This is a genomic window from Aeromonas sp. 11P (genome assembly GCF_051920165.1).
GTDB lineage: Bacteria > Pseudomonadota > Gammaproteobacteria > Enterobacterales > Aeromonadaceae > Aeromonas > Aeromonas veronii.
Genome location: NZ_JBQBDJ010000004.1, coordinates 4,647,752 through 4,672,041 on the forward strand (window position 1 = coordinate 4,647,752; position 24,290 = coordinate 4,672,041).

Consider the following 24,290-nt stretch of genomic DNA (forward strand, 5'->3'; position numbering starts at 1 on the left):
CTTATTGCGCTCGGGCAGACCTCGAAACTGGCGCGGTACTTTGTTAACAAATCAAACAAAATAAACCATCTGAAAGGGTTTTCATTGAGGTGAAAACCCTTTCACTCATGAAATTTTATTTCATTTTGGTAATTATTATTCTGTGGTTGTCTGGAATTAAGCCGATAAATGGCCGTAATCCCCTGAAATAAGAAAATGTTTTCAAAACTTTCTGGAAGGAAATACGTAATTGCATTTCAAAAATGCGAGTTGCGTCATGTGAGCCGTTTGCCGCTTGGGATAATATTCATCTCGCACACAATGCTCTTACAGCGCGGAACTAATACAAGGAAAGGCTCATGAAAAAGAAATTGCTGTCATCCCTGATCGGTCTGGCCACTCTTGGCGTCGCTTGCTCTGCTACTGCTGCCATCGATGAAGGCCAGCTGACCATCTGGATCAACGGTGACAAGGGATACAACGGTCTGGCTGAAGTGGGTAAGAAGTTTGAAGCAGAAACCGGCATCAAGGTTACTGTGGCTCACCCGGATCAGGTTGAAGTGAAATTCCAGCAAGCCGCCGCCACTGGCAACGGCCCGGACATCTTCTTCTGGGCTCACGACCGTTACGGTGAGTGGGTCAAAGCCGGTTTGCTGGTTCCGGTAACGCCGAACGCTGCCACCAAAGGCAAATTTGAACAGCTGGCATGGGATGCCATGACTGTTGATGGCAAAACCTATGGCTACCCGGTTGCCATGGAAGCGGTCAGCCTGATTTATAACAAGGACCTGCTGCCCGAGCCGCCGAAAACCTTCGAAGAGATCGCCAAGATTGACGAGACTCTGAAGAAAAACGGCAAGCGCGCCATCATGTGGGCTTATGACACCCCGTACTTCAGCTATCCGCTGGTGGCTGCCAACGGTGGTTACGCCTTCAAGAAAACCGCTACAGGTTATGACGTCAAAGATACCGGCGTGAACAACGCAGGTGCCAAGATGGGCGTGGGCTACATCTCCGAGATGATCAAGTCCGGTCACCTGGAAAAAGGCATCGACTACGGTGTGATGGACGCCAAGTTCAACAAGGGCGAAGTGGCCATGATGATCAACGGTCCCTGGGCCTGGAGCAACCTGGACAAGAGCGGCATCAAGTACGGCGTAGCGCCGCTGCCGACCCTGAACGGCAAGCCGGCCAAAGCCTTCGTTGGCGTACTGGGTGCCACCATCAACGCTGCCAGCCCGAACAAGGATCTGGCTATCGAGTTCCTGGAAAACTACCTGCTGACCGATGCCGGTCTGGCGCCGGTTAACGCCGACAAGCCGCTGGGTGCCGTTGCGCTGAAATCCTTCCAGAAGACTCTGGAATCCGATCCGCACATCAAGGCCACCATGCTGAACGCCCAGGCTGGCGAGCCGATGCCATCCGTTCCCGAGATGAGCCGTTTCTGGTCTTCCTTCGAAACTGCCCTCAAGAACGTGACCTCCGGTCGTCAGGGTGTTGACGAAGCTCTGGATACCGCTGCCAAGCGTATCGTTCAGTAAGCACGCACTGCCCGGGAGGCCTTCATGGCCTCCCACTCTCTCAAATCTCTCTTGGCGTTATAAAGGTTAATTGGCATGGAAGTAGTACCTTCTGTTGAGTCCTATGCCGGTCCGAAGGATAAGCACACCTGGCTTAAGTGGACCATAGCGGCCCTGGTTGCCATCCTCAACGGCTACGCAGCCGTGATGATGTACGCCAGTGGCGAGTGGGTATTCGCGCTGCTGGATCTGGTGGTGGTTTCCGTCGGTCTGTATGTCTTCATGAACAAGAAGACCTATGCCCATCGCTACATCTTTCCGGGTGTTGCGGGCATGGTTGTGTTTATCATCTTCCCTCTTGCCTACACCATTGGCATTGCCTTCACCAACTATTCGGGGTCCAACTTGCTCTCCGTGGAGCAGGCGCGGGACTACCACCTGAAGAAAACCTACAAGGTGGCGGGCGGTGAATTCGATTTTACCCTGCTGGGTGGCGACAACGGCCAGTTCCAGCTGCTGCTGACACAGGATGATCAATCCTTTATCAGCCAACCTGTTTCCCTGATGACCAACAAGGCCCGTGAGCTGGCGTCCCGCGAGGGCCGTGTGCAAAACACCCAGCAAGTGGTCGAGCTGCAGCCCTTCACTGGCGAAGCGGCCAGCAAGGCCGCACCGATCCGCGCCATTGTTGAGCATCGTACTCACCTGAGTGACCTTGATCTGGTGCTGCCGGATGGCGGTACCCACCTGACCCTGAGCAGCCTGCGCAAGTTTGCCGCCCAGAAGCAGCACTACACCCGTCTGATGGATGGTGCCGTGCTCAAGTCCGGCGTTGTGATCAAAGACAGCAACCTGCTGCGTGATACCCAGAATGGCGAGCTGATGCTGCCCAATGGCGAGACCGGCTTCTATCAGTACATCGACGAACAGGGTCAGTTTGTCGGCAAGGGCATTGCTCCGGGCTTTGTGGTCAGCGTGGGTTGGAAGAACTTCGCGCGCATCGTCACCGATCCGGGCATCCAGTCACCCTTCCTGCAGATCTTCATCTGGACCGTGATCTTCTCAACCTGTTCTGTCGCCTTCACCCTGGCCATTGGCATGGTGCTGGCCTGTCTGGTGCAGTGGGAAGAGCTCAAGGGGCGCGGTTTCTATCGGGTCATGTTGATCCTGCCTTATGCGATCCCGGCGTTTATCTCCATCCTGGTGTTCAAGGGGTTGTTCAACCAGAACTTCGGTGAGATCAACATGTTCCTGGAAGCGGCGTTTGGCATCAAACCGGACTGGTATACCAACCCCTTCCTGGCCAAGGTGATGATCCTGATTGTCAACACCTGGCTCGGCTACCCCTACATGATGATCCTCTGCATGGGCCTGCTCAAAGCCATTCCGGAAGATCTCTATGAAGCGTCCGCCATGGATGGTGCCGGTCCGGTACAGAACTTCTTCAAGATCACCGTGCCGCTGCTGATGAAGCCGCTGACACCCCTGTTGATTGCCTCGTTCGCTTTCAACTTCAACAACTTCGTGCTTATCCAGTTGTTGACCAACGGTGCGCCCGACATCATCGGCGCCAGTACCCCGGCCGGTACCACCGACTTGCTGGTGAGTTATACCTACCGGATTGCGTTCCAGGGATCGGGTGGTCAGGACTACGGTCTGGCCAGTGCCATCGCCACAGCTATCTTCCTCATCGTAGGTGCGCTGGCGCTGCTCAACCTGAAATTGTCCAAAGCCGACAAGCAGCTGTAAGGAGGCTTCAACATGGCAATCGTACAACCCAAATCAGTCAAATACCGGGTGTGGGCAACCCACCTGGTCATGTGGGGCTTCCTGGCGCTGATCATCTTCCCGTTGATCATGGTTATCGCCATTTCGTTCCGTAACGGTAACTTCGCGGTAGGGGAGATTATCCCCTCCAATCCGACGCTGGATCACTGGAAGCTGGCGCTGGGCATGTCCATCACCAACGCCGACGGCAGCATCACGCCGCCGCCGTTCCCGGTGCTGACCTGGTTGTGGAACTCCATCAAGATCGCCGGCATCACTGCCCTGATGATCGTGACGCTCTCCACCACCTGTGCCTACGCCTTTGCCCGCCTGCGTTTTCGTGGCAAGTCCACCATTCTGCAGGGCATGCTGATTTTCCAGATGTTCCCGGCGGTACTGGCGCTGGTGGCCATCTACGCGCTCTTTAACAAGATTGGTGACTACATCCCCTGGCTCGGTCTCAACACCCACGGTGGCCTGATTCTGGCGTACATGGGGGGGATTGCCCTGCATGTCTGGACCATCAAGGGCTACTTCGAGACCATCGACTCCTCCCTGGAGGAGGCGGCGGCCATCGACGGGGCGACCCCGTGGCAGGCATTCCGTCTGATCCTGTTGCCTCTGTCGGTGCCCATCCTGGCGGTAGTGTTTATTCTGGCCTTTATCGGTTCCATTACCGAGGTGCCCATGGCCTCCATCCTGCTGCAGGATGTGAACAATCTGACCCTGGCGGTCGGGGCCCAGCAGTACCTCTATCCGCAGAACTATCTGTGGGGTGATTTCGCGGCGGCCGCAGTGCTCTCCGGTTTCCCCATCACTGTGGTGTTCCTGCTGGCACAGCGCTGGTTGGTTGGCGGTCTGACTGCTGGTGGTGTGAAAGGTTAAGTTTATGGCCGGGGGAGCTGACTCCCCCCGCTATCACGATTTGCAAAGATTCAAGAGCGGAGCTCGTCATGGCTGAAGTAGTACTCAACAACGTTCGCAAAAATTACGATCCGGCTGTTCACAAGGACACCCTGCGCAACATCAACCTCTCCATCAAGGAGGGCGAATTCATCGTCTTCGTCGGCCCGTCCGGCTGCGGTAAATCCACCCTGCTGCGGATGATCGCGGGTCTGGAAGACATCACCAGCGGTGAGCTGACCATCGGCGGTCGCTACATGAACGACGTGCCGCCGGTAGAGCGCAACGTCGGCATGGTGTTCCAGTCCTACGCCCTCTATCCCCACATGAACATCTACGAGAACATGGCCTTTGGTCTGAAGCTCAAGAAAATGGACAAGGAGAACATCCACAAGCGGGTGATGCGCGCCGCCGAGATCCTGGGTCTTGAGCCGCTGCTGGACAGAAAGCCCAAGGCGCTCTCCGGTGGTCAGCGTCAGCGGGTCGCCATCGGTCGCTCCATCGTGCAGCAGCCGCAGGTATTCCTGTTTGATGAACCGCTCTCCAACCTGGATGCCGCGCTGCGGGTCAAGATGCGGATCGAGATCGCCAAGCTGCACAAGGAGCTTAACTCCACCATCATCTACGTGACCCACGATCAGGTGGAAGCGATGACTCTGGCCGACAAGATTGTTGTGCTGAGCCCGCTTAAGGCCGAAGCTGCCACCAACCTGGAACAGTTCGGTTCACCGCTGGATCTCTACCACAACCCGGACAACAAGTTCGTGGCGGGCTTTATCGGCTCTCCCAAGATGAACTTCCTGGCGGGCGAGTTGCTGGAGATTGGCGAGCAGGAGTGCTTGGTCAAGTTGACCTCTGGCGATACCGTGCGTGCCAGGGTCGATGCCCGCAGTGGCGCTGTGGGTGACAAGGTGGAGCTGGGTATTCGCCCCGAGCATCTGATGCCGCTGGATCCCCCATGCGCACAGCAAGGTGAGCGGGATCGTGCAGGTGGCCGAGCACCTGGGCGCCGAGTCCTTCGTTTATATGGATGTGGATGGTCACGACTTTACCGTCAAGGCCACCTCGGATGTGGATGTGGCGACCGGTCAGACCTACAGCGTGGGTATCCCGGCCGAAGCCTGCTACCTGTTCGATGCCAAGGAGCAGGCGTTCCCACGTACCGCCAAATATATCCGTACCTGATTTTTTGTTGTGCTGGTTTTCCTTTCTTAATAATCAATGCCTTTTTGCCGGTCGTCAGACCGGCTTTTTATTGCCTGCGATTTGAACATGCAGATAGGCAAGGTAACCCGGTTCAAGCCTCGAGTTCGGCGGTAATATCGGGCACAAAGGTCTGGCTGGCCAGCGGCGGGCGTTCATACCCTTCGGTCTTGATGGGGGGAGCTTGATAGGCTCGTAGTGGATCGCCTCGTAGGGCACCTTGCTCAGCAGATGGGCGATGCAGTTGAGGCGAGCACGGCGCTTGTCGTCCGCCTCCACCACGAACCAGGGGCAATCCTCGGTGTCGGTGTAGGTGAACATGTCATCCTTGGCGCGGGAGTATTCCACCCAGCGGGAGCGGGACTGCAAATCCATCGGGCTGAATTTCCAGCGCTTGATGGGGGTGTTGATCCGCTCCTTGAAGCGCTTCTCCTGCTCCTCGTCGCTGACCGAGAACCAGTATTTGATCAAGGTGATGCCGGAGCGGATCAGCATCCGCTCAAACTCGGGGCAGGCACGCAGAAATTCGCGATACTCGGCGTCGCTGCAAAATCCCATCACCCGCTCAACCCCGGCGCGGTTGTACCAGGAGCGGTCAAACAGCACCATCTCGCCAGCAGCGGGCAGGTGGGCCACATAACGCTGAAAGTACCACTGAGAGCGCTCCCGATCGGAGGGGGCGGGCAGCGCCGTGACCCGGCAGACCCGGGGGTTGAGCGGCTCGGTGATCGCCTTGATGACGCCTCCTTTACCGGCGGCGTCCCGTCCCTCGAACAGTACCACTACCTTTAACCCCTCCTGCTTGACCCACTCCTGCAGCTTGACCAGCTCCTCCTGCAGATGGGCAAGGTGGTGCTCGTAGCACTTCTTGTCCAGACGCGGCCGCTTCTTGCTCTTCTCCTTCGCCATGGGCTTCTCCTTTTGGCATCCTTTCATGGGTGACTTCTTTGAGTCACTGTCAGCTTGCACCAGGGAGGCGTCACCTGCCAAGGGGGACGTGATACACTGCCCGCCCATCGCTGGCAACAGGAGATAACATGAAGCATTTTATGGAGATAGCGGGCCGCCGGATGGCCTATCTGGATGAAGGACAAGGGCCGGTACTGCTGTTTGGTCACAGCTATCTGTGGGACAGCGCCATGTGGGCGCCGCAAATCGAGGCGCTCAAGGGCTGCTATCGTTGCATCGTTCCCGAGCTGTGGGGCCACGGTGAATCCGACCTGCTCCCCGAAGGTGGCTGCACCCTGGCGACGCTGGCGCGGGATCACCTGGCGCTGCTCGATGCCCTCGGGGTTGACGAGTTCGTACTGGTGGGCCTCTCCATCGGCGGCATGTGGGGTGTTGAGCTGGCGCGCATGGTGCCAAACCGCCTTAAGGGTCTGGTGCTGATGGACAGTTTTGTTGGCCTGGAACCGCAGATCACCTGCGAGCGCTACCTCGGCATGCTGGCGATGATCGAGCAGCTCGGCACCGTGCCTGCGCCCATCATCGAACAGGTGGCGCCTATCTTCTTTGCGAACCAACCCGATGCCGACTTGCTGGCCGATTTCAAGGCGCGTCTGGCCGCCTGGCCAAACGAGAAGATTGCCGCCATGGTGGCGGTGGGCCGCAGCTTTGTGACCCGCGAAGATCGTATCGAGTGGCTGGAGGAGATCACCACTCCCGCGCTGGTGATGACCGGCTGCGAAGACAAGGCCCGTCCGGTGCTGGAGGGCTATCTGATGGCCGAGGTGCTGGGTTGCCCGTTCAGGGAGATCCCGATGGCTGGCCACATCTCGTCGCTGGAAAATCCGGCCTTCGTCAATCAGCAGCTGGCCGATTTTCTGGCGACGCTGTAAGCCTGAATAGGCAGCTTGAGCAGGCTGTACTACCAGCCTGATGGTCGTGAAAAAGGGAGCCGAGGGCTCCCTTTTGTTTGGTCGTGTCTCACGGTTCAAGACTCATAACCGTTACCAGATATAGCCCAGCGCAAAACCCGCATAGAGTTCGCCATCGTGCTGGACGATGGGGCTATTTTTGATGTCCCGATCATACCATTCGTAGTTCATGGCAAACATGCCAATCCAGTTGGGGCTGAAGCGGTAGCTGGTGATGAGGGCCGCCATCGGGGAGAGGGTGGTACCGGTATCCCAAGCGGGCCGCTGGGCGGTTGCTTCACTCTCGGAGATGCCGCCGAAGTAGTAGTTGGCCATCTTGTCGCTGCGCAGCATCAGCCCCATCCCCGGCATGATCAGCAGGTTGTCACGCAGGATGGGGAAGTCGGCCCACAGCAGCAGCTCCTGTCCCTTGCTGCGGCCGGTGACATCGCTGTTGGCACGCACGGTCAGCAGGGCGTAGGGGGTGATGATGTGTTGCCACCGATCCCGCCTTCCAGCTGCCATTTTCGCTGTTCCATACCACTGAAAGCGGGCGAGTCCTCGGGGTCCAGATTGCCAAAACGGACCCGGCCATAGCCGTAGAGGGCGACGTTCTCATCCTTGTGGAAGTAGTAACGGGCCCGATCCCCCAGAAACATAAAGTCGTCGCCGAAGTAGATAAAGCCGGGGATGGCGTAGAGGGCGTTGTCCTGCGCTTCATAGCGGGCCTGTCCCCCGATGAGTGCCGCACCGGCGACAAAGCCCTGTGGCACCGGGCTGGTAGGGTTGTCGCTGGTGAGCAGATCCATGGCGCCAAGATCGATATCGGCGCGGACGGGCATGGCGGCAGCGAGGAGCAGGGCCGTCAGCCCTGCCGCTCTGATTTGACGAAAAAAGGTCATGGACACTCCGTTGTCACGATTGCAGGGGAAGCAGGTTATTTTGCGGCACCGGGCATCTCTTCACGTTTTGGCCAGGCATTGATCACCGCCTTGACCAGGGTGGCGAGGGGAATGGCGAAGAAGACGCCCCAGAATCCCCACAAGCCGCCAAACACCAGCACGGCGATGATGATGGCCACCGGATGGAGGTTGACCGCTTCCGAGAAGAGCACCGGCACCAGCAGGTTGCCATCGAGGGCCTGGATCACCAGATAGGCCACCATCAGCCAGGCAAACTCCGGTGTGAGTCCCCACTGGAACAGGGCCACCATGGCGACCGGCACCGTCACCACGGCTGCGCCGATATAGGGGATCAACACCGAGAAGCCGACCGCGACCGCCAGCAGCACCGAGTAGCGCAGCCCCATCAGGGCGAAGGGAACATAGGTGGCGATGCCGACGATGAGGATTTCGATCACCTTGCCGCGGATGTAGTTGATGATCTGGTTGTTCATCTCGACCCACACCCGGTTGACCAGGGTGCGGTTGCGCGGCAGGAAGCGGCGCAGGCTGCCCATCAGTACCCGCTTGTCCTTGAGCATGAAGAAGACCATCAGCGGCACCAGAATGAGGTAGATCATGATGGCGACCACGTTGACCAGCGAACTGAGGGAGGCGCTTACCAGATGCTCGCCGCCACTGAGGATGCGCTGGCGAATATTGTCGATGACGGTCTCCACCAGACTGACGTCGATGAGCTCGGGGTATTTGTCCGGCAGGGTGCGCACATAATCCTGAGCGTGGGTCAGCATAGCGGGCGCCTCTTTGGCCAGATTGATCCCCTGACTGACCAGCGTCGGGATAAGACCCAGCAAGGAGGCCACCGCCACTGCAATAAAGAGGATCAGAATGACGCTGGTGGCCAGGGTGCGCGACAGCCCCGCTTTTTGCAGCCGGGCGACCGGCCACTCCAGCAGATAGGCCATTACCAGCGCCACCAGCAGGGGGGCCAGCAGATCGCCAAACAGCCAGATGATGGTGAAGCAGAACACCAGCAACAGGAACAGGGTAACGGCATCGGGATCGGAAAAACGGGTCTGATACCAGCGCTTCAATACTTCTAACATGACTGCATCCTTACATCACTGGGGCTCAAGATGGTTGCTTCGCCCCGACAACCAACTGCAAAGAGAGGGTATTGTCCGGTTGTTGCTGCATCTCGACATGGTGGCCCTGACGGTGCAGATAGGCCGGAATATCCTGCCGGGAGCCCGCATCGGCCAGCCGGATGGTGACGGTTTGACCGCTTTGGGCCTCCCTTAACCAGAGCTTGAGCCGGATCAGCGGCTCGGGGCAACGCCAGGGGGTCAGGTCGAGAATTTCCATGGGGGCTCCATCAGGCAGGTGGCCGCTATTATGGCCGTGATAAGAGCATGAAACAACGCTTGTAGCCCTTGATGGGCAAGGGTATTCTGCCGAGGCCCTTTCTGATGGAGATAGAGATAACGTGGCACGTTTTTCCCCCCTGATGGCATCGCTTCCCCTGCTGGCTTCCCTGATGGGCGCCACGTTTCATGCCGAGGCCAACAATCAGCTTCCCGACATCGGCACGGCCGGGGTGGCGGCCCTGCCCATCGAACAGGAAGTGCGTTACGGCAACGCCTTTATGCGCTTTGCCCGTGCGGGTTTGCCGATCATCGATGATCCGGTGCTGAGCCAGTACATTGACGATCTGGGTCAGCGACTGCTGACCAACGCCGATGGGGTGCGTTTCCCGTTTACCTTCTTCCTCATCAATGATCCCAGCATCAACGCGGCCGCCTTCCTCGGCGGGCGAGTCAAGGTGCACACCGGCCTCTTCCTCTACGCCGACAGCGAGAGCGAGCTGGCCTCGGTACTGGCCCACGAAATCACCCACGTGACCCAGCGCCATATCGCCCGTTATATGGAAGCGCAGGCGAGCAGCTCGGCGGTGACCCTGGCCGGTCTGGTGGGCTCCATCGCGCTGGCGGTGATCAACCCGACTGCCGGTATCGCTGCGTTGCAGACTACGCTGGGCCTCTCCATGCAGTCGGCCATCAACTACACCCGCGACAACGAATATGAAGCGGATCGCATCGGCATGAAGACGCTTTATGATGCCGGTTTCGACCCCATGGGGATGGCCAACTTCTTCCAGAAACTGGCTGCCGAATACCGTTACGCCAGCAAGCCGCCGGAAATGCTGCTCACTCACCCGCTGCCGGAGACCCGGATCAGCGAGGCCCGCGTTCGGGCGGGCAGCTATGGTCGCCGCGATTTGCCGCCCAGTCTCGACTTCTGGCTGGCCAAGGTGCGGATTCAGGTGCGTTTTGGTACCGATACCCCTCAGGGGCTGCTGAGCTACTTCGATAGCCGGATCCAGAAGGGGGATTATCCGCTCAAGGATGCCGCCATCTATGGCAAGGCGCTGGCGCTGATCCAGCTCAAGCGCACCGACGAGGCTGATACCCTGATGCAGGAGCTAGCGGCCCGTCATCCGGAAGATCTCTTTATCGTCGATGCCCAGACCGACATCGATCTGGCCAAGGGGCGCAGTGCTCAGGCCATCGCGCGCCTCGAGAAGTTCCGCAGCCGGATGCCGGACAACGAAGTGGTGGTGGTCAACCTCGGCAACGCCTACCTCGAGAGCGGCAACTACAAGAAGTCCATCGCCATCCTCGACCCCTATGCCCGTGCGCATGAGGAGAACAATCTGGCCTGGAACCTGCTGGCCGATGCCTATCGCAAGGCGGGCAGAATGACCGAGCTGCATATGGCGCGGGCCGAGATGCTCGCACTGCGCGGGGATTATCAGGCGGCCATCGACGAGCTGATCGTGGCGCGCGGTACCACCAGCGACCGGATGACTCTGGCTCGTCTGGAGGCGCGCATCACCGAACTGGAACGCGCCAAGAAGGATCTCGACAGCCTCAAGGGCTAACGAAACCTATCAAACAAGGGCGCACCACGGTGTGCCCTTGTTGTTTATGGCGGTGGCGTTGATGTGGGTTGCATTGATAGTGCGACGAGTTAGTGACTCAGGCGGCTGGTGGTTGCCTTGAGCATCTCGATCTGCTGCTGGTCGAGTTCGCCGACCAGCGTCTGCTTGAGTTTGCCCTCACTATCGAGCAGGTAGCTGGTAGGCAGCCCGCTTGGGCGAGGGAAGGGGAGCCTGGCATCTTCATTGGCAATAAGGAGCGGCACCTTGATGTGATACTGCACAGCCAGCTTGTCCAGCTCTGCTGGCGTGGTCGGGTCGTAGTTGATGGCCACCACGGTGATCTGGCCCTCCGCTGCCAGCCCGTTGAGGCGCGGCATCTCCCGCAGGCAGGGGGCGCACCAGGGGGCGAAGTAGTTGATCAGCAGCGGCTTGCCGGCAAAGTGGCGCAGGCTGACCGACTGCCCTGTTGCATCGGTAAATTCGGGGGCGGGTGTGCAGGCGCCCAGCAGGCCCGCCACAATCAGCCAACAAATTCGTTTCAATTCCTTTCCACTGCCGCTTACCCTGACCATCACTTTCCCCTACAATAGCGCCGTTTCTAATCCCATCTTGCGATTAATCAGGGAGTTACCATGAGCGAGACCCAAATCTACCACAATCCGCGCTGCTCCAAGAGTCGCGAAACCCTGGCCCTGCTGGAACAGCACGGGATCGCCCCTGATGTGGTGTTCTATCTGGAGCAGGCCCCGAGCGAAGATGAGATCCGCAACCTGCTCTCTCTGCTCGGTTTTAGCGATCCCCGCCAGCTGATGCGCACCAAGGAGGATCTCTACAAGGAGCTGGGATTGGCCGATATCAGCGGTGATGCCCTTATTCGCGCCATGCACCAGCATCCCAAGCTGATCGAGCGCCCCATTGTCATCAAGAATGGTCAGGCCCGTATTGGTCGCCCGCCGGAGCAGGTGCTGGAGATCCTCAAGTGAGCACCCGCTTCGCACGTTGGCTGACTCTGGTCGGCTTCTTCGGCCTGCTGGGCTGGGTCATCCTCTGGCATCTGTGGCTGTCGCCCCATCCGGACCTCAACCCCTGGCTGCTGCCGGTGATCTGGACGGTGCCGCTGCTCTTCCCCCTCAAGGGGATAGTGCAGGGCAACCCCTACACCCACGCCTGGGGCAACTTCGTGTTGATGCCCTATTTCCTCCACGCCCTCACCCTGATCACCACGGATGAGGGGGAGCGGTGGCTGGCGGTGGTGGAGCTGGTCTTCACCACTCTCGCTTTTGTCGGCACCATCTATTACGCCCGACTGCGTGGTCGGGAGCTGGGCTTAAGCATTCGCAAAAAGAAAGACGAAGCCAACTGATGACAAACGCCCCGCAAGGGGCGTTTTTTATGGGGAAGCAGCTCTATCCAGAGGTTCACTGTGCCCCTTGGGCTGCCCGATATTGGGCCAGCTGCTGCTGGCTAAAGTCCATCAGCTGGGGATAGAAGCGCAGAAATCCCGCCTCGCATGTTTGCCACTGCGACTCATCGAGGGTCAGCAGCGCCTCTCCCAGTTGTACCGGGCGGCGCAGTCGGCGACCGATGCCATTTAGCGCTTGCCCCAGCCCCTCCCTGTGGCGGTAGGAGGTGATCCAGTTCTGCTCGGCCATCCGTTTGAGGGGGAGTGGCAGTCCGTCCGGCAGGCGTGGGTGATCCGCCAATAGCTGCTCATAACTGCGTTGCAGGAAGCGGGGCAGGGGCTCGGTACTGAACAGCTCCCAGTGCTGGCTCAGCCAGTGGTCGTAGATCATATCCACCACTATGCCGCCAAAGCGGCGCCAGGGGGCCTCGAAACAGGCGACGGCCGCCTTGTGCTCGGTGTGGCTGTCGGTGAAAGCGTCAATTTTGCGGTGTAGCCAGACCCCCTCATCGAAGTGGGCGGCAAGCCCCGTGGGCAGCGTGCCTTTGACGAAATCGCCGAGCAGATTGCCGGTGAGGGAGCTTCGGGTGTGGGCAGCCAGATGGAGATGGGCCAGAAAATTCATCGGTCGCTGTGGGTCTGTTATGGGATGGCAAGGTGCTTCGAGCCTAACGGATCCCGCCTGCCTTGACCATGATCGGGATTTTGCTACTGCCTGGCGGCTGCCTCTTGCCGGGCAAAATTCGGGCGTGCTAAGGTGATTGCCATCTTTGTCACAGGACGCGACAAACTACCATGATGCGCAAAGCCAGAGGCTTTTTTCTGGCCTTCTACTTCAAGCCTTTCTATCTCTCCGAGTGGTTCGACGAATAGATCGAACCCCTGGAGCAGTTCACTGACGCCCGCTCGGGCGTGATCTCGCTCATCCAGATTTTGCCGCTTTTGGTCATCGCATGCATTCGCCTGCGGTGCCTTGTCCGCGCCTGTGCGCTTTTTATGTAATGGAGTACTCAAGATGAAGATCAGACTGACCCTCTCAGCCCTGTTTGTTGCCAGCCTGCTGGCCACCCCCGCTATGGCCAAGGAGTGGAAAACCGTGCGCTTCGGGGTGGAGGGGGCCTACCCGCCCTTCTCCTGGACCGATGCGTCGGGCGAGATCAAGGGGTTTGATATCGATCTCGCCAACGCCCTGTGTCAGCAGATGGCGGTCAAGTGCGAGCTGGTGGCGCAGGATTGGGATGGCATGATCCCGGCCCTGCTGTCGCGCAAATACGATGCCATCATCGCCGCCATGTCGATCACCGACGAGCGGCGCCAGAAGGTCGATTTCACCGAGAAATATGCCCATATTCCCAATCGCTTTGTGGCGGCCAAGGGGACCGAGCTGACGCTGACCCCGGAAGGCATGGCGGGCAAGCGCATCGGGGTGCAGCGTGCCACCACCCACGACAAGTACCTGACCGACAATTTTGGCTCGAATGTCACCATCGTCCGTTACGGCAATGCCGATGAGGCCTATCTCGATCTGAAAGCGGGTCGGGTGTTGGCCCTGCTGGCCGATGCCTCTGCCATCGAGCAGGGGCTCCTTGGCAAAGAGGGGGGCGACAAGTTCGACTATGTGGGGCCCGCCCTGACCGATCGCCAGTGGTTTGGTGATGGTATGGGGATCGCCGTGCGCAAGAGCGATAAGGAGCTCAAGGGCAAGCTGGACGAGGCGATCAAGGCACTGCGTGCCAACGGCACCTATCAGCAGATCAACCAGAAGTACTTCAAGTACGATATATATGGTGGTTGACGGGGGGAGGGAGCTTGCTCCCTCTCTTTTCATTGGGCAAGCGACAATCGTGCAAGGAGGATCGCCATGTTGACCCTGATCGAGGGAGCCGAGATCTTCAGCCCCACCCACCTTGGCCAGCAGGATCTGCTGGTGGCCGATGGCCGCATTGCCTGGATGGGCAAGGGGTTGACGGTGCCCGCAAACTGGCCGCTGCATCGGGTCGATGGTCGTGGCCGCTATCTGGTGCCCGGGTTGGTGGATCCGCTGGCCCATATTACCGGTGGCGGCGGTGAGGGGGGCTTTGCCTTTCGCACCCCTGAACTGGCGGCGAGCGAGGCGCTCAGGGCCGGTGTCACCACCCTGGTGGCAGCGCTTGGCACCGACAGCCTGACCCGCACCCCCGCGCAGGTGCTCGGCAAGGTGCGCGAGTTTCGCGCCGCCGGGGTGAGCGCCTTTATGTATACCGGCTCCTACCATTTGCCGGTCAAGACCCTGACCGGCACGGTGGAGTCGGACATCATCCTGATCCCCGAAGTATTGGGGGTGGGGGAGGTGGCCATCAGCGACCACAGATCCAGTGCGCCGACCCACGATGAGCTGGCCAGGCTTGCCAGCGAGGCGCGGGTGGCAGGGCTGCTTGCGGGCAAGAGCGGGGTCAGCTTCTTCCATGTCGGGGATGGCAAGGGGGCATTGGCCCCCCTGCGGGCCCTGCGCGATGAGACCGACATTCCGTTGCGCCAGCTCTATCCCACTCACTGCAACCGCAACCCCTGGCTCTTTGCCGAGGCCATCGAGTGGGGCAAGGCGGGAGGCTGGGTTGATCTCACCACCTCAAGCTTTCCCGATCTGCTGGAGGATGGCGAGCGGCTTGCTGCCGGTGCGCTCCTCGAGCTGCTGGCCGCCAATGTGCCTGCCGAGCGCATCACCTTCAGCTCGGATGCCAACGCCAGCCTGCCGCGCTTTGATGGCGAAGGGCGGCTAATCGAGATGCGCTGCGGTCAGATTGCCAGCCTGTGGCTGCAGTGCGTGCGCGCGATCCGTCTCGGTGTCTCGCTGGAGAGGGCGTTGGCCGTGGTGACAAGCAATCCGGCGCAGGCGCTGGGGCTTGGCAGCAAGGGGCGGATCGGGGTCGGGCAGGATGCGGATCTGCTGCTGGTGCACGACCGGACGTTTGCTATCGAGCGAGTGATGAGTGGCGGCCAGTGGCGCGAATAAGGCTGCGGGCAATATCGCAGCCAGTGCGAGTGCGTGGTTGCTCCAAGCAGCAAAAGCCCGACAACAAGGTCGGGCTTTTTTATCTGCAATGTGGGAATCAGGCTTAGAGCGCCAGAAACCCGAGGATCAGGATGGGGCCGAGCAGGCTCAGGATAAAGCCGGAGACAATGGCCACCGGCACCACCTGAATGCCCCCTGATTTCTGGATAACCGGCAGGGTGAAGTCCAGCGCCGTGGCGCCGCCGTAACCGATGGCCGCCGAGGGGTGGCGTCGCATCAGGACCGGGATGATCAGAATGGCGATAAGCTCACGCCCAAGATCGTTGATAAAGGCAGCAGAACCGAGCACCGGCCCCAGTTTGTCGGCCACCAGAATGCCGGAGAGCGAATACCAGCCGAAGCTCGAGCTCATCGCCAGACCATGGGTAAAGGGCATACCCAGCAACTGGGCCGCCAGCAGGCTGCCCAGCCAGCTGCTGAGGATGACGGTGGCGGCGATTTTCATTCCCCAGGGGTTGAGCAGGATCTGGCGCAGCCGCATGCCGGAGTTGCGCATCTGCACCCCGATGAGAAACAGCAGCAGCATCAGGGCCCACTCGCTCCACTTGTCGATGGGCAGGGCGCGTAGATCCACCAATAGACCCAGCAGCACACCGCCGAGCACCACAAAGCAGAGCTGCAGGGATTCCCACAGCAGGTGTAGCTTGCTCGGCATCTTGGCATCGCTCGCCTCGTGGGTCGGCGGCGTGCGCTTGTCGAGCCACCAGAGGGCCAGCAGGTTGCAGAGCGTGATCGCGGTCAGCATCACCCCGGCGACCTTGAAGATCACCGCCAGATTGCTGCCCAGGTTCTCTACATAGGCAAGCCCGAGCCCCATCAGAAACAGAATGAGGTAGACCATCTTGCCCAGACTCTGGTTGACCAGCTTGATCAGCCGAGTAGAGGAGAGGGGAATCAGATAGCCGATTGCCAGTGGCAACAGGATCAGCAACACATTGAGCAGCATCGAGGCCTCGATCACAAAAACTGATAAAAACACCACCTTATCATTACTTATTGGCTCTGTGTCACATATCTATCGCTTTCATGGCCGAAAACAGCCCTTTTGGGGGCAGATTGTTACTTTTTTGCCACAACCTCTCTGTTTGATAAGGTTCTGTGCGAGCCCGAGTGCACCAATGAAATCAAGTTGATCCAATCGGGGGGCCGATATTTCGCTCGGCAAGGGGGTGCATAAAGCCATTTTGGTGCCGGTTTGGCACACATCACGCTTTTCTCTTGCCACTGATATGATTGGGGTATAAAAAGGCGGTATCGGAACAGCCATTGAAACGGCTGTTTATGCAAACAAAGTGCTGAAAAATACGCAAAGGGCGAATAAAAATAGAGCGAATCCCCTGAAGACCCTCGTTCTGTATTGTTTTTTCACTATCCGGGTGATATTTTCGCTGAAGGTTGCCATCGGTTAACTTTTTGTTAAATTGACGATGGTTGAGTCACGCCCCCTGCGGCGTCTAGGGACAGACAAGGTTGTAATGGATGAGCGACGTTGCCGCACTGGAAGTACGTGATCTGCACAAATATTTTGGCACCCACGAAGTGCTCAAGGGCATCGACATGACCGCCCACAAGGGGGATGTGATCTCCCTTATCGGCTCCTCCGGCTCGGGGAAGTCGACCTTTCTTCGCTGTATCAATCTGCTCGAAACCCCCTCATCCGGCACCGTCTCGCTCCATGGCGAGCTGATCCGGATGAAAACCAGCCGCGCCGGCGAGCGGTTGCCCGAGGATATGCGTCAGGTGGAGCGGATCCGCAGCCGACTGGCCATGGTGTTTCAAAGTTTCAATCTCTGGTCACACATGACCATCATGCAGAACATCATCGAAGTGCCGATCCAGGTGCTCAAGGTGCCTCGCGCCGAAGCTCTGGCCAAGGCAGAGCAACTGCTCAACCGGGTTGGACTCTGGGAGCGGCGTGACTACTATCCCGGCCACCTCTCCGGTGGTCAGCAGCAGCGGGCCGCCATTGCCCGTGCGCTGGCGGTAGAGCCCGAGGTGATGCTGTTTGACGAACCCACCTCGGCGCTGGATCCCGAGCTGGTGGGGGAGGTGCTCGGCCTGATGCGCGAGCTGGCCGAAGAGGGGCGCACCATGCTGGTGGTGACCCACGAGATGTCGTTTGCCCGGGATGTATCGAACAAGGTGATGTTTCTGCATCAGGGGCGGGTGGAAGAGGAGGGCAACCCCAAGGAGATTTTCGCCCATCCCAAATCCGAGCGGTTCAAGCAATTCATCTCCTCCATCTACTGATGGCGGGATGCCTGGTTACCCAATCAACTGTTTTATCAAGGAGAGATACATGAACAAGCTGATGCTGGCGACAGCCGTAGTTACTGCCCTCGCGTCCGGTAGCCTGATGGCCAAGGAGTGGAAAGAGGTCCGGATCGGGGTTGAGGGTGCCTATCCCCCCTTCTCCTGGACCGAGCCCAGTGGCGAGGTGAAAGGTTTTGATATCGACATCGCCAACGCCCTGTGCGAAGAGATGAAAGTGAAGTGCACCCTGGTCAAGCAGGACTGGGACGGCATCATTCCGGCGCTGCTGTCGCGCAAGTTTGACGCCATCATCGCTACCATGGACATCACCGAAGAGCGCAAGAAGAAAGTGGACTTCACCCAGAAGTACCAGCACATTCCGGCCCGTTTTGCCGCCAAGAAGGGCACCGACGTGCAGCTCGACAAAGCCTTTATGGAAGGCAAGTCCGTCGCGGTGCAGCGTGCGACCTCCATGGATACCTTTATTACCGACAACTTCCCCAACGCCACCATCAAGCGTTATGGCACCGCCGATGAAGCCTATCTCGATCTGAAATCCGGTCGTGTGGACTATGTGCTGGCCGACTCTGCCGCCATCACCGACGGTCTGCTGAAGAAAGAGGGCGGTGATGCCTTCGAATTCGTCGGCCCGAAACTGACCGATCCCAAGTGGTTTGGCGAAGGCGCCGGTATTGCGGTGCGCAAGGCTGACAAGGATCTGAAAGAGAAATTCAACGCCGCCATTCTGGCGCTGCGTGCCAACGGCAAGTACAAGGAAATCAACGACAAGTACTTCGAGTTCGACGTTTACGGAGAGTAAAACAAAGAGACGTTTACGGCGAGTAAGTCCAAAACGTCTACGGCAAATAACGACAGGTTGATCCCGTCAGTAGTCATCGGGCCCGTCACCTCCCTGAGGGAGTTTACGGGCCCGCATTGATTGCAATGGAGCTGCACATATTTCATTCGGACTGCTATGGAGCCTTCTGGTTAGCAGGTGCGTGAAGATTCAGTGGCGATGGAGCTGCATATGTTTGATTTGAAAGGATACGAAGCCTCGCTGCTGGAGGGCGCCTGGGTCACCCTGGAAGTGGCGCTGGCCTCCCTGCTGCTGGCGTTGCTGCTGGGGATGTTGGGGGCGCTGGCCAAACTCTCTCCCTACAAGTGGGCCCGGGCCATCGCCACCTGCTACACCACCATCATTCGCGGCATCCCCGATCTGGTGCTGATGATGCTGCTCTTCTTTGGCGGCCAGGTGCTGATCAACGGTATCTGCACCTGGGTCAACGAGACTTACAACAGCTGGTTACTGGAGAGTAATCCCAATCAGGAGTGGGTCTCCCTGCTTCCGGACTATATCGACATCAGCCCCTTTGTGGCCGGTGTCGCGACCATCGGTTTTATCTTCGGCGCCTACATGACCGAGACCTTTCGCGGCGCCATTCTGGCGGTGGACAAAGGTGAGCTGGAGGCCGCACGGGCTTTTGGCATGCGGGCTACCCAGGTGTTTGTGCGGATCCTCTTCCCCCAGATGATGCGCCACGCTCTGCCCGGGTTTGGCAACAACTGGCTGGTGCTGCTGAAAACCACCGCGCTGGTCTCCATCATCGGCCTTGATGACATGGTGCGCAAAGCCTCGCTGGCGGCGGGCTCGACCCAGCAACCCTTCACCTTCTACATGGCGGTGGCGTTGATCTTCCTGATCTTCACCGCAGTCTCCACCTCGGCGCTCAAGTGGGCCGAGCGTCATTACGCCATCAAGACGAGGTAAGCCATGGATTTCTCAATCATTCTCAAAGAGTGGCCCACCTACTGGGAGGGGCTCTATACCACCGTCTGGCTGGTGGCCCTCTCTCTGATCCTTGGGTTGATGCTGGCGGTGCCCATGGGCATCCTGCGCAATAGCCGCAACTGGCTGATCAAGGGGCCAATCTGGGCCTATATCTACTTCTTTCGCGGCACCCCGCTGCTGGTGCAGCTCTTTATCATCTACTACGGCGCCGCCCAGTGGGAGTGGCTGAAGAACAGTGCCGCCTGGTCGCTCTTCTCCGAAGCCTGGTTCTGTGCGCTGCTGGCCTTCACCCTCAATACCGCCGCCTATACCGCCGAGATCGTGCGCGGGGCGGTACACAATATGCCGCGCGGCCAGATTGAGGCTGCCAACGCCTTTGGCATGACCCGCTGGCAGACCCTGACCCGGATCATTTTGCCCAACTCGTTTCGTCGGGCACTGCCGGCTTACAGCAACGAGGTGATCTTCATGCTGCAGGGCTCGGCGGTGGCGGGCATCATCACCATCGTCGATCTGACCGGCGCGGCGCGGATCATCAACTCCCGCTACTACAGTCCGTTCGAGGCGTTTTTGACCGCAGGGCTGCTCTATATGCTGCTCACCTTTGTCATCGTCTGGCTGTTCAAGAAGTGGGAAGCGCGCTGGCACGCTCACCTGCGCCCGCGCAATGTGTAAGGGTTGAGCTGTCAAGATGAGCGAAAATGGCTCCGCCTGTTGCAGGCGGGGCCATTTTTTATCTTTATCCTCTGCCCGCCCGGTTTGCCAAATAGTGCCCGAGCAGGGAGAATGCAGCACTCCCGAGCGCCGCCAGCCGTTGGCTGCGTGCCTTATCCCCCAGTTCCCGAGGTTTTATGTACCGGATATTGTTTGAGCATCCCGCTTTTCTGGTTATCGACAAGCAGCCCGGCATCGGCATGCATGACGAGAAGGGCGACGGTGAGTCGGTCAATCCGGGACTGGTTAATCGGGTGAAGGCCGATACCGGGCTCACCCTCTATCCGGTGCACCGGCTCGACAAGATGACCTCCGGCTTGGTGCTGCTGGCCCGCACCACGGAGGCGAATCGCGAGCTGAGCATGGCCTTTGCGGCCCGCGAGGTGAGCAAACAGTATCTGGCGCTCTCCGATCGTAAACCGAAGAAGAAGCAGGGTTGGGTGAAAGGGGATATGCAAAAGGGGCGCGGCGGTAGCTGGATGCTGGCGCGTACGCTGGAAAACCCCGCCATCAGCTGGTTCGATTCGGTGTCGGTGCGCGAGGGGCTGCGGCTCTATCGCATCAAGCCCCAGACCGGCAAGACCCACCAGATCCGGGTTGCCCTCAAAAGTATCGGTGCCCCCATCCTCGGGGATGAACGCTATGGCGGCACGCCAGCCGAGCGCGGCTATCTGCATGCCTGGCGGCTCAGCTTTACCCTTTCGGGCGAGTCGTTCGATTTTGTCTGCCCGCCCGATGTGGGGAGTGAATTTGTCACTCCCGAGCTCACGGCAGCCATCGCTGCCCTTGCGCCCTGATGCTTATACGCCCAGCGTCTGACACCATTATCCATTCAGCGATAGATCGTGATCCTGACGGGGGCACTCCGCGCTGGATCCTGGCCGACTTTGACGACACCCTGGCCCCCGGCGACAGCCACGCCGGTCTGCTGTGCTATATCCTGCGCCGTCGGATCTGGCCGCTGCTGCTGTTGCCAGTGATTGCGCTGGGTGGGTTGGTCTATTTGCTGCCCAGCCAGCGGCGGCGCGGTATCTCCCTGATCTGGTGGGCCATCACGCTTTGGCTCTCTCCCCTCGGCTGGCGCAAGCTGGTGCGCGCCTATTGCCGCACCAGGCCGGGGCTGTATCGTCAGGCTCGCGAATTGCTGCAAAGCGAGGGGGCGCGTTGCTGGGTGATCTCCGCCAGCCCCTGCGCGCTGGTGCGGGCCCAGCTCTATCAGCAACTGCCCGGCCAGTTGCCCCACCGGATCATTGGCTCGCAGATGCACTACCGTTTTGGCGGCCTGATGCCCCGCTTCTATTGCCACGGCCAGCACAAGCTGTTGCCAGAGATTTGCGCCCTCGATGCCGAGCTGGCCTTGAGCGACAGCCTGCACGATCTGCCGCTGCTGGAGTTGGGGAAAGAGGCGTGGTTGATCAATCCGACGCCTGTGCGACTGCAAAAGGCCCGGGCCTGCTTGCCCCATCTGATGGTCAAAAACTGGCAACTGTAATGCAAAGCTGACAGCCATACTGGTCGTCACCGTTTGATCCGCAGGGCTGCGGCTTGAATGTCACAATTCATTTACATCTTTTGCTGCCAGCTGCGAAAAACTATCTGCAACCCGCCTCTTCTCTTCCTGCTACGCCCTGCTTCTAATGAAACAAGTTGTTAACACTTGCCGCGCCACTGGGTGCTGCAATCCGTTTTAACCGAATCAAGAGCAAGGAGCGCCCGATGAATGCCACCTCTTCCGCCACCCATACCATCAATCCGTTAGGCACAGACGGTTTCGAGTTTGTCGAGTACACAGCCCCCGATGCCAAGGGGATTGCCGCCCTCAAGAGCCTGTTCGTTTCGCTCGGGTTTGCCGAGGTCGCCAAGCACAAACACAAGCAGTGCTGGCTCTACCGGCAGGGAGATATCAACTTCGTGGTCAATGCCGAGCCCCACTCCCAGGCGGAGCAGTTTGCCAGCCTGCACGGGCCGAGCGTTTGCGGCATGGCATTTCGGGTGAGCGATGCGGGCAAAGCCCAGCAGTACGCCATCGCCAAGGGGGCCAAGCCCTTTGTCGGCAAGATTGGCCCAATGGAGCTCAACATTCCCGCCATCTACGGTATCGGCGAGAGCACTCTCTCTTTCGTTGACCGCTATGGCGACAAGGGCTCCATCTATGACGTGGATTTTGTCTTCTACCCCGACTGGCAGGCCCGGATGGCGGAGGTGGATGCCGGTCTCATCGAAATCGATCACCTGACCCACAACGTCCATCGCGGCAATATGGATGTCTGGTCCAACTTCTACGAGCGGATCGGCAACTTCCGTGAAATTCGCTACTTCGATATCGAGGGCAAGCTGACCGGGCTGCACTCCCGTGCCATGACCGCCCCCTGCGGCAAGATCCGCATCCCCATCAACGAGTCGGCGGATGACAAGTCCCAGATTGAGGAGTACCTGCGTCAGTACAAGGGGGAGGGGATCCAGCACATCGCCATGGCTTCCAGCGATATCTACCACACCATCCGTACCCTGCGCAGCCGCGGTACCGGCTTTATGCCGACCCCGGATACCTACTACGAGAAGGTGAACAACCGGGTCGAGGGGCATCAGGAGGATCTGACGGCCCTCAAAGAGCTACGCATCCTCATCGACGGCTCCCCTACCAAGGATGGCATCCTGTTGCAGATCTTCACCGATACCGTGATAGGCCCGGTCTTCTTCGAGATCATCCAGCGCAAGGGTAACGAAGGGTTTGGCGAGGGCAATTTCAAGGCGCTGTTTGAATCGATCGAGCTGGACCAGATCCGCCGTGGCGTGCTGGATGGCGGCGAGGATGAGAAGGGTGCCCGCAAAGAGGGAGCGAGCGATGCGTAACTGGATTAACTTCCCCCATCGGGAGGGGACCCACTCCCGACAGGCCCATGCCGACCTGCCGGAACAGGCCATCTATGAGCGCGAACTGGGGCGCAGCGGCTTTTTTGGCCCCGCCACCCACATGCACCACAAGCATGCCCCCACCGACTGGAGCAGTTGGGAGGGGCCGCTGCGGCCACGGCTGTTTGACCTCAATGCCCTGCAGGAGGAGGTGAGTTCCCTCTCCCCCTGGGTGGCTCCCGACATTCTTAGCAACCCCCACTGTCGCTATCGCATCTGGCGGCTCTCCGAGGCGATGCCGTTTCTGGTGCGCAACGCCGATGGCGACGAGCTGCTCTTTATCCACGAAGGGAGCGGCGAGTTCTTCTGCGACTACGGCCACCTGACTCTTCGCGATGGCGACTATGTGGTGATCCCCCGTGGCACCATGTGGCGCATTGAGCCCAGCGCGCCCCTGTTCATCCTGATGATCGAGGCGACCAACGACAGCTACCAGTTGCCGGACAAGGGGCTGGTGGGCAATCACGCCATCTTCGACCCAGCGGCGCTGGATGTGCCCGCCATCAACGAGCGCTTTTTGGCCCAGCAGGATGAGAATCCCTGGTCGCTGCAGGTGAAGCGCCACGACGAGATTAGCGTCATCACTTGGCCCTTCAACCCGCTGGATGCACAAGGGTGGCACGGGGATTTGTGCGTGGTGCGCCTAAACTGGCGGGATATCCGCCCGCTGATGAGCCATCGCTACCATCTGCCGCCGTCGGCTCACTCCACCTTTGTGGCGAGCCGCTTCGTGATCTGTACCTTCGTGCCGCGCCCCATCGAGAGCGATCCCGGCGCCCTCAAGGTGCCCTTCTATCACAGCAATGACGATTACGACGAGGTGCTCTTCTACCATGCCGGGGACTTCTTCAGCCGGGACAATATCGAGCGGGGCATGGTTACCTTCCACCCTGCCGGTTTCACCCATGGCCCCCATCCCAAGGCGTTTGCGGCGGGGCTGGCCTATGCCAAGAAGTTCACCGACGAGGTGGCGGTCATGCTAGACACCCGCGATGCGCTGAACGTCGGCAGCCTGTGCGAAGGGATAGAGAACACCCGGTATGTCTCCAGCTGGCAGCGCCCGGACGCGGCTGCCGGCAAATAAGGAATCGCT

Annotated in this window: 22 protein-coding genes and 3 pseudogenes; 18 read left to right on the plus strand and 7 right to left on the minus strand. The window is 59.3% G+C overall.

Annotated elements, in window-relative coordinates:
* Window positions 1-338: 338 nt before the first annotated feature.
* The 4 genes and pseudogenes from malE to ACTG1P_RS21520 all read left to right on the plus strand — a co-directional run bounded on the left by malE (window position 339) and on the right by ACTG1P_RS21520 (window position 5,354).
* Window positions 339-1,520 carry a maltose/maltodextrin ABC transporter substrate-binding protein MalE gene (gene malE, locus ACTG1P_RS21505; protein WP_005333871.1) on the plus strand — a complete coding sequence of 394 codons (1,182 nt, stop codon included), beginning with the start codon at window positions 339-341 and terminating at the stop codon, window positions 1,518-1,520.
* Window positions 1,521-1,595: 75 nt separating this feature from the next.
* The gene (gene malF, locus ACTG1P_RS21510; RefSeq protein WP_005333870.1) at window positions 1,596-3,248 is read left to right on the plus strand and encodes a maltose ABC transporter permease MalF; all 1,653 of its coding nucleotides are present in this window, start codon (window positions 1,596-1,598) and stop codon (window positions 3,246-3,248) included.
* Window positions 3,249-3,260: 12 nt separating this feature from the next.
* The gene (gene malG / locus ACTG1P_RS21515) at window positions 3,261-4,151 is read left to right on the plus strand and encodes a maltose ABC transporter permease MalG (RefSeq protein WP_005333868.1); all 891 of its coding nucleotides are present in this window, start codon (window positions 3,261-3,263) and stop codon (window positions 4,149-4,151) included.
* Between the two features lie 68 nt (window positions 4,152-4,219).
* Window positions 4,220-5,354, plus strand: a pseudogene (locus ACTG1P_RS21520) (ABC transporter ATP-binding protein).
* 112 nt (window positions 5,355-5,466) lie between these two features.
* Here the strand turns inward: ACTG1P_RS21520 and ppk2 are convergent.
* Window positions 5,467-6,281 (minus strand): annotated as a pseudogene (ppk2, locus tag ACTG1P_RS21525) (polyphosphate kinase 2).
* Between the two features lie 128 nt (window positions 6,282-6,409).
* On the opposite strand from ppk2, the gene ACTG1P_RS21530 reads away from it, so the two are divergent.
* Entirely contained in the window at window positions 6,410-7,210 is an 801-nt protein-coding gene (locus ACTG1P_RS21530; protein WP_440002219.1) for an alpha/beta fold hydrolase, read from the plus strand.
* Window positions 7,211-7,321: 111 nt separating this feature from the next.
* Here ACTG1P_RS21530 and ACTG1P_RS21535 read toward each other — a convergent pair.
* The 3 genes and pseudogenes from ACTG1P_RS21535 to ACTG1P_RS21545 form a co-directional block, all read right to left on the minus strand.
* A pseudogene (locus ACTG1P_RS21535) lies at window positions 7,322-8,130 on the minus strand (MipA/OmpV family protein).
* Between the two features lie 35 nt (window positions 8,131-8,165).
* On the minus strand, window positions 8,166-9,236 hold the full coding sequence (locus tag ACTG1P_RS21540) for an AI-2E family transporter (RefSeq protein WP_005333851.1): 1,071 nt from the start codon (window positions 9,234-9,236) through the stop codon (window positions 8,166-8,168).
* A 25-nt stretch (window positions 9,237-9,261) separates the two neighbouring features.
* Window positions 9,262-9,495, minus strand: a complete 234-nt coding sequence (locus ACTG1P_RS21545; RefSeq protein WP_181269497.1) for a sulfurtransferase TusA family protein — start codon at window positions 9,493-9,495, stop codon at window positions 9,262-9,264.
* 121 nt (window positions 9,496-9,616) lie between these two features.
* Between ACTG1P_RS21545 and ACTG1P_RS21550 the strand changes: the two genes are divergently transcribed.
* Window positions 9,617-11,071, plus strand: coding sequence for a beta-barrel assembly-enhancing protease (locus tag ACTG1P_RS21550; RefSeq protein ID WP_440002220.1), 1,455 nt, complete (start codon window positions 9,617-9,619; stop codon window positions 11,069-11,071).
* 89 nt (window positions 11,072-11,160) lie between these two features.
* On the opposite strand, the gene ACTG1P_RS21555 is transcribed toward ACTG1P_RS21550, so the two are convergent.
* On the minus strand, window positions 11,161-11,643 hold the full coding sequence (locus ACTG1P_RS21555) for a TlpA family protein disulfide reductase (RefSeq protein ID WP_440002221.1): 483 nt from the start codon (window positions 11,641-11,643) through the stop codon (window positions 11,161-11,163).
* Window positions 11,644-11,703: 60 nt separating this feature from the next.
* On the opposite strand from ACTG1P_RS21555, the gene arsC reads away from it, so the two are divergent.
* The gene (arsC, locus tag ACTG1P_RS21560; RefSeq protein WP_278166864.1) at window positions 11,704-12,054 is read left to right on the plus strand and encodes an arsenate reductase (glutaredoxin); all 351 of its coding nucleotides are present in this window, start codon (window positions 11,704-11,706) and stop codon (window positions 12,052-12,054) included.
* Window positions 12,051-12,434: a DUF2069 domain-containing protein gene (locus ACTG1P_RS21565; protein WP_005333836.1), complete on the plus strand. Its 384-nt coding sequence runs from the start codon at window positions 12,051-12,053 to the stop codon at window positions 12,432-12,434. The genes arsC and ACTG1P_RS21565 overlap by 4 nt, the downstream gene beginning before the upstream one ends.
* A gap of 55 nt (window positions 12,435-12,489) precedes the next feature.
* On the opposite strand, the gene ACTG1P_RS21570 is transcribed toward ACTG1P_RS21565, so the two are convergent.
* Window positions 12,490-13,098, minus strand: a complete 609-nt coding sequence (locus ACTG1P_RS21570) for an ACP phosphodiesterase (RefSeq protein ID WP_440002222.1) — start codon at window positions 13,096-13,098, stop codon at window positions 12,490-12,492.
* 390 nt (window positions 13,099-13,488) lie between these two features.
* On the opposite strand from ACTG1P_RS21570, the gene ACTG1P_RS21575 reads away from it, so the two are divergent.
* Together ACTG1P_RS21575 and iadA are read left to right on the plus strand one after the other, a co-directional pair.
* A complete protein-coding gene (locus ACTG1P_RS21575; RefSeq protein WP_026034932.1) occupies window positions 13,489-14,268 on the plus strand; it encodes an ABC transporter substrate-binding protein in 780 nt (259 codons plus the stop codon).
* A 66-nt stretch (window positions 14,269-14,334) separates the two neighbouring features.
* Window positions 14,335-15,465: a beta-aspartyl-peptidase gene (iadA, locus tag ACTG1P_RS21580; RefSeq protein WP_440002223.1), complete on the plus strand. Its 1,131-nt coding sequence runs from the start codon at window positions 14,335-14,337 to the stop codon at window positions 15,463-15,465.
* A gap of 103 nt (window positions 15,466-15,568) precedes the next feature.
* On the opposite strand, the gene ACTG1P_RS21585 is transcribed toward iadA, so the two are convergent.
* Window positions 15,569-16,471, minus strand: a complete 903-nt coding sequence (locus tag ACTG1P_RS21585; RefSeq protein ID WP_440002335.1) for a lysine exporter LysO family protein — start codon at window positions 16,469-16,471, stop codon at window positions 15,569-15,571.
* A gap of 533 nt (window positions 16,472-17,004) precedes the next feature.
* On the opposite strand from ACTG1P_RS21585, the gene ACTG1P_RS21590 reads away from it, so the two are divergent.
* The 8 genes from ACTG1P_RS21590 (at window position 17,005) to ACTG1P_RS21625 (ending at window position 24,281) form a co-directional block, all read left to right on the plus strand.
* Window positions 17,005-17,775 (plus strand): ABC transporter ATP-binding protein, encoded by a 771-nt coding sequence (locus ACTG1P_RS21590; protein WP_005337310.1) that lies wholly within the window; start codon window positions 17,005-17,007, stop codon window positions 17,773-17,775.
* 49 nt (window positions 17,776-17,824) lie between these two features.
* Window positions 17,825-18,598: an ABC transporter substrate-binding protein gene (locus tag ACTG1P_RS21595; RefSeq protein WP_005337307.1), complete on the plus strand. Its 774-nt coding sequence runs from the start codon at window positions 17,825-17,827 to the stop codon at window positions 18,596-18,598.
* A 210-nt stretch (window positions 18,599-18,808) separates the two neighbouring features.
* Window positions 18,809-19,549 carry an ABC transporter permease gene (locus ACTG1P_RS21600; RefSeq protein ID WP_440002224.1) on the plus strand — a complete coding sequence of 247 codons (741 nt, stop codon included), beginning with the start codon at window positions 18,809-18,811 and terminating at the stop codon, window positions 19,547-19,549.
* A 3-nt stretch (window positions 19,550-19,552) separates the two neighbouring features.
* Window positions 19,553-20,245 (plus strand): ABC transporter permease, encoded by a 693-nt coding sequence (locus ACTG1P_RS21605; RefSeq protein ID WP_005337302.1) that lies wholly within the window; start codon window positions 19,553-19,555, stop codon window positions 20,243-20,245.
* Window positions 20,246-20,421: 176 nt separating this feature from the next.
* The gene (locus tag ACTG1P_RS21610) at window positions 20,422-21,081 is read left to right on the plus strand and encodes a TIGR01621 family pseudouridine synthase (RefSeq protein ID WP_416032108.1); all 660 of its coding nucleotides are present in this window, start codon (window positions 20,422-20,424) and stop codon (window positions 21,079-21,081) included.
* The gene (locus tag ACTG1P_RS21615) at window positions 21,081-21,776 is read left to right on the plus strand and encodes a haloacid dehalogenase-like hydrolase (protein ID WP_440002225.1); all 696 of its coding nucleotides are present in this window, start codon (window positions 21,081-21,083) and stop codon (window positions 21,774-21,776) included. Before ACTG1P_RS21610 ends, ACTG1P_RS21615 begins: the two co-directional genes overlap by 1 nt.
* A 224-nt stretch (window positions 21,777-22,000) precedes the next feature.
* Window positions 22,001-23,137 (plus strand): 4-hydroxyphenylpyruvate dioxygenase, encoded by a 1,137-nt coding sequence (hppD, locus tag ACTG1P_RS21620; RefSeq protein ID WP_440002226.1) that lies wholly within the window; start codon window positions 22,001-22,003, stop codon window positions 23,135-23,137.
* The gene (locus ACTG1P_RS21625; protein WP_440002227.1) at window positions 23,130-24,281 is read left to right on the plus strand and encodes a homogentisate 1,2-dioxygenase; all 1,152 of its coding nucleotides are present in this window, start codon (window positions 23,130-23,132) and stop codon (window positions 24,279-24,281) included. Before hppD ends, ACTG1P_RS21625 begins: the two co-directional genes overlap by 8 nt.
* Window positions 24,282-24,290 lie beyond the last annotated feature (9 nt).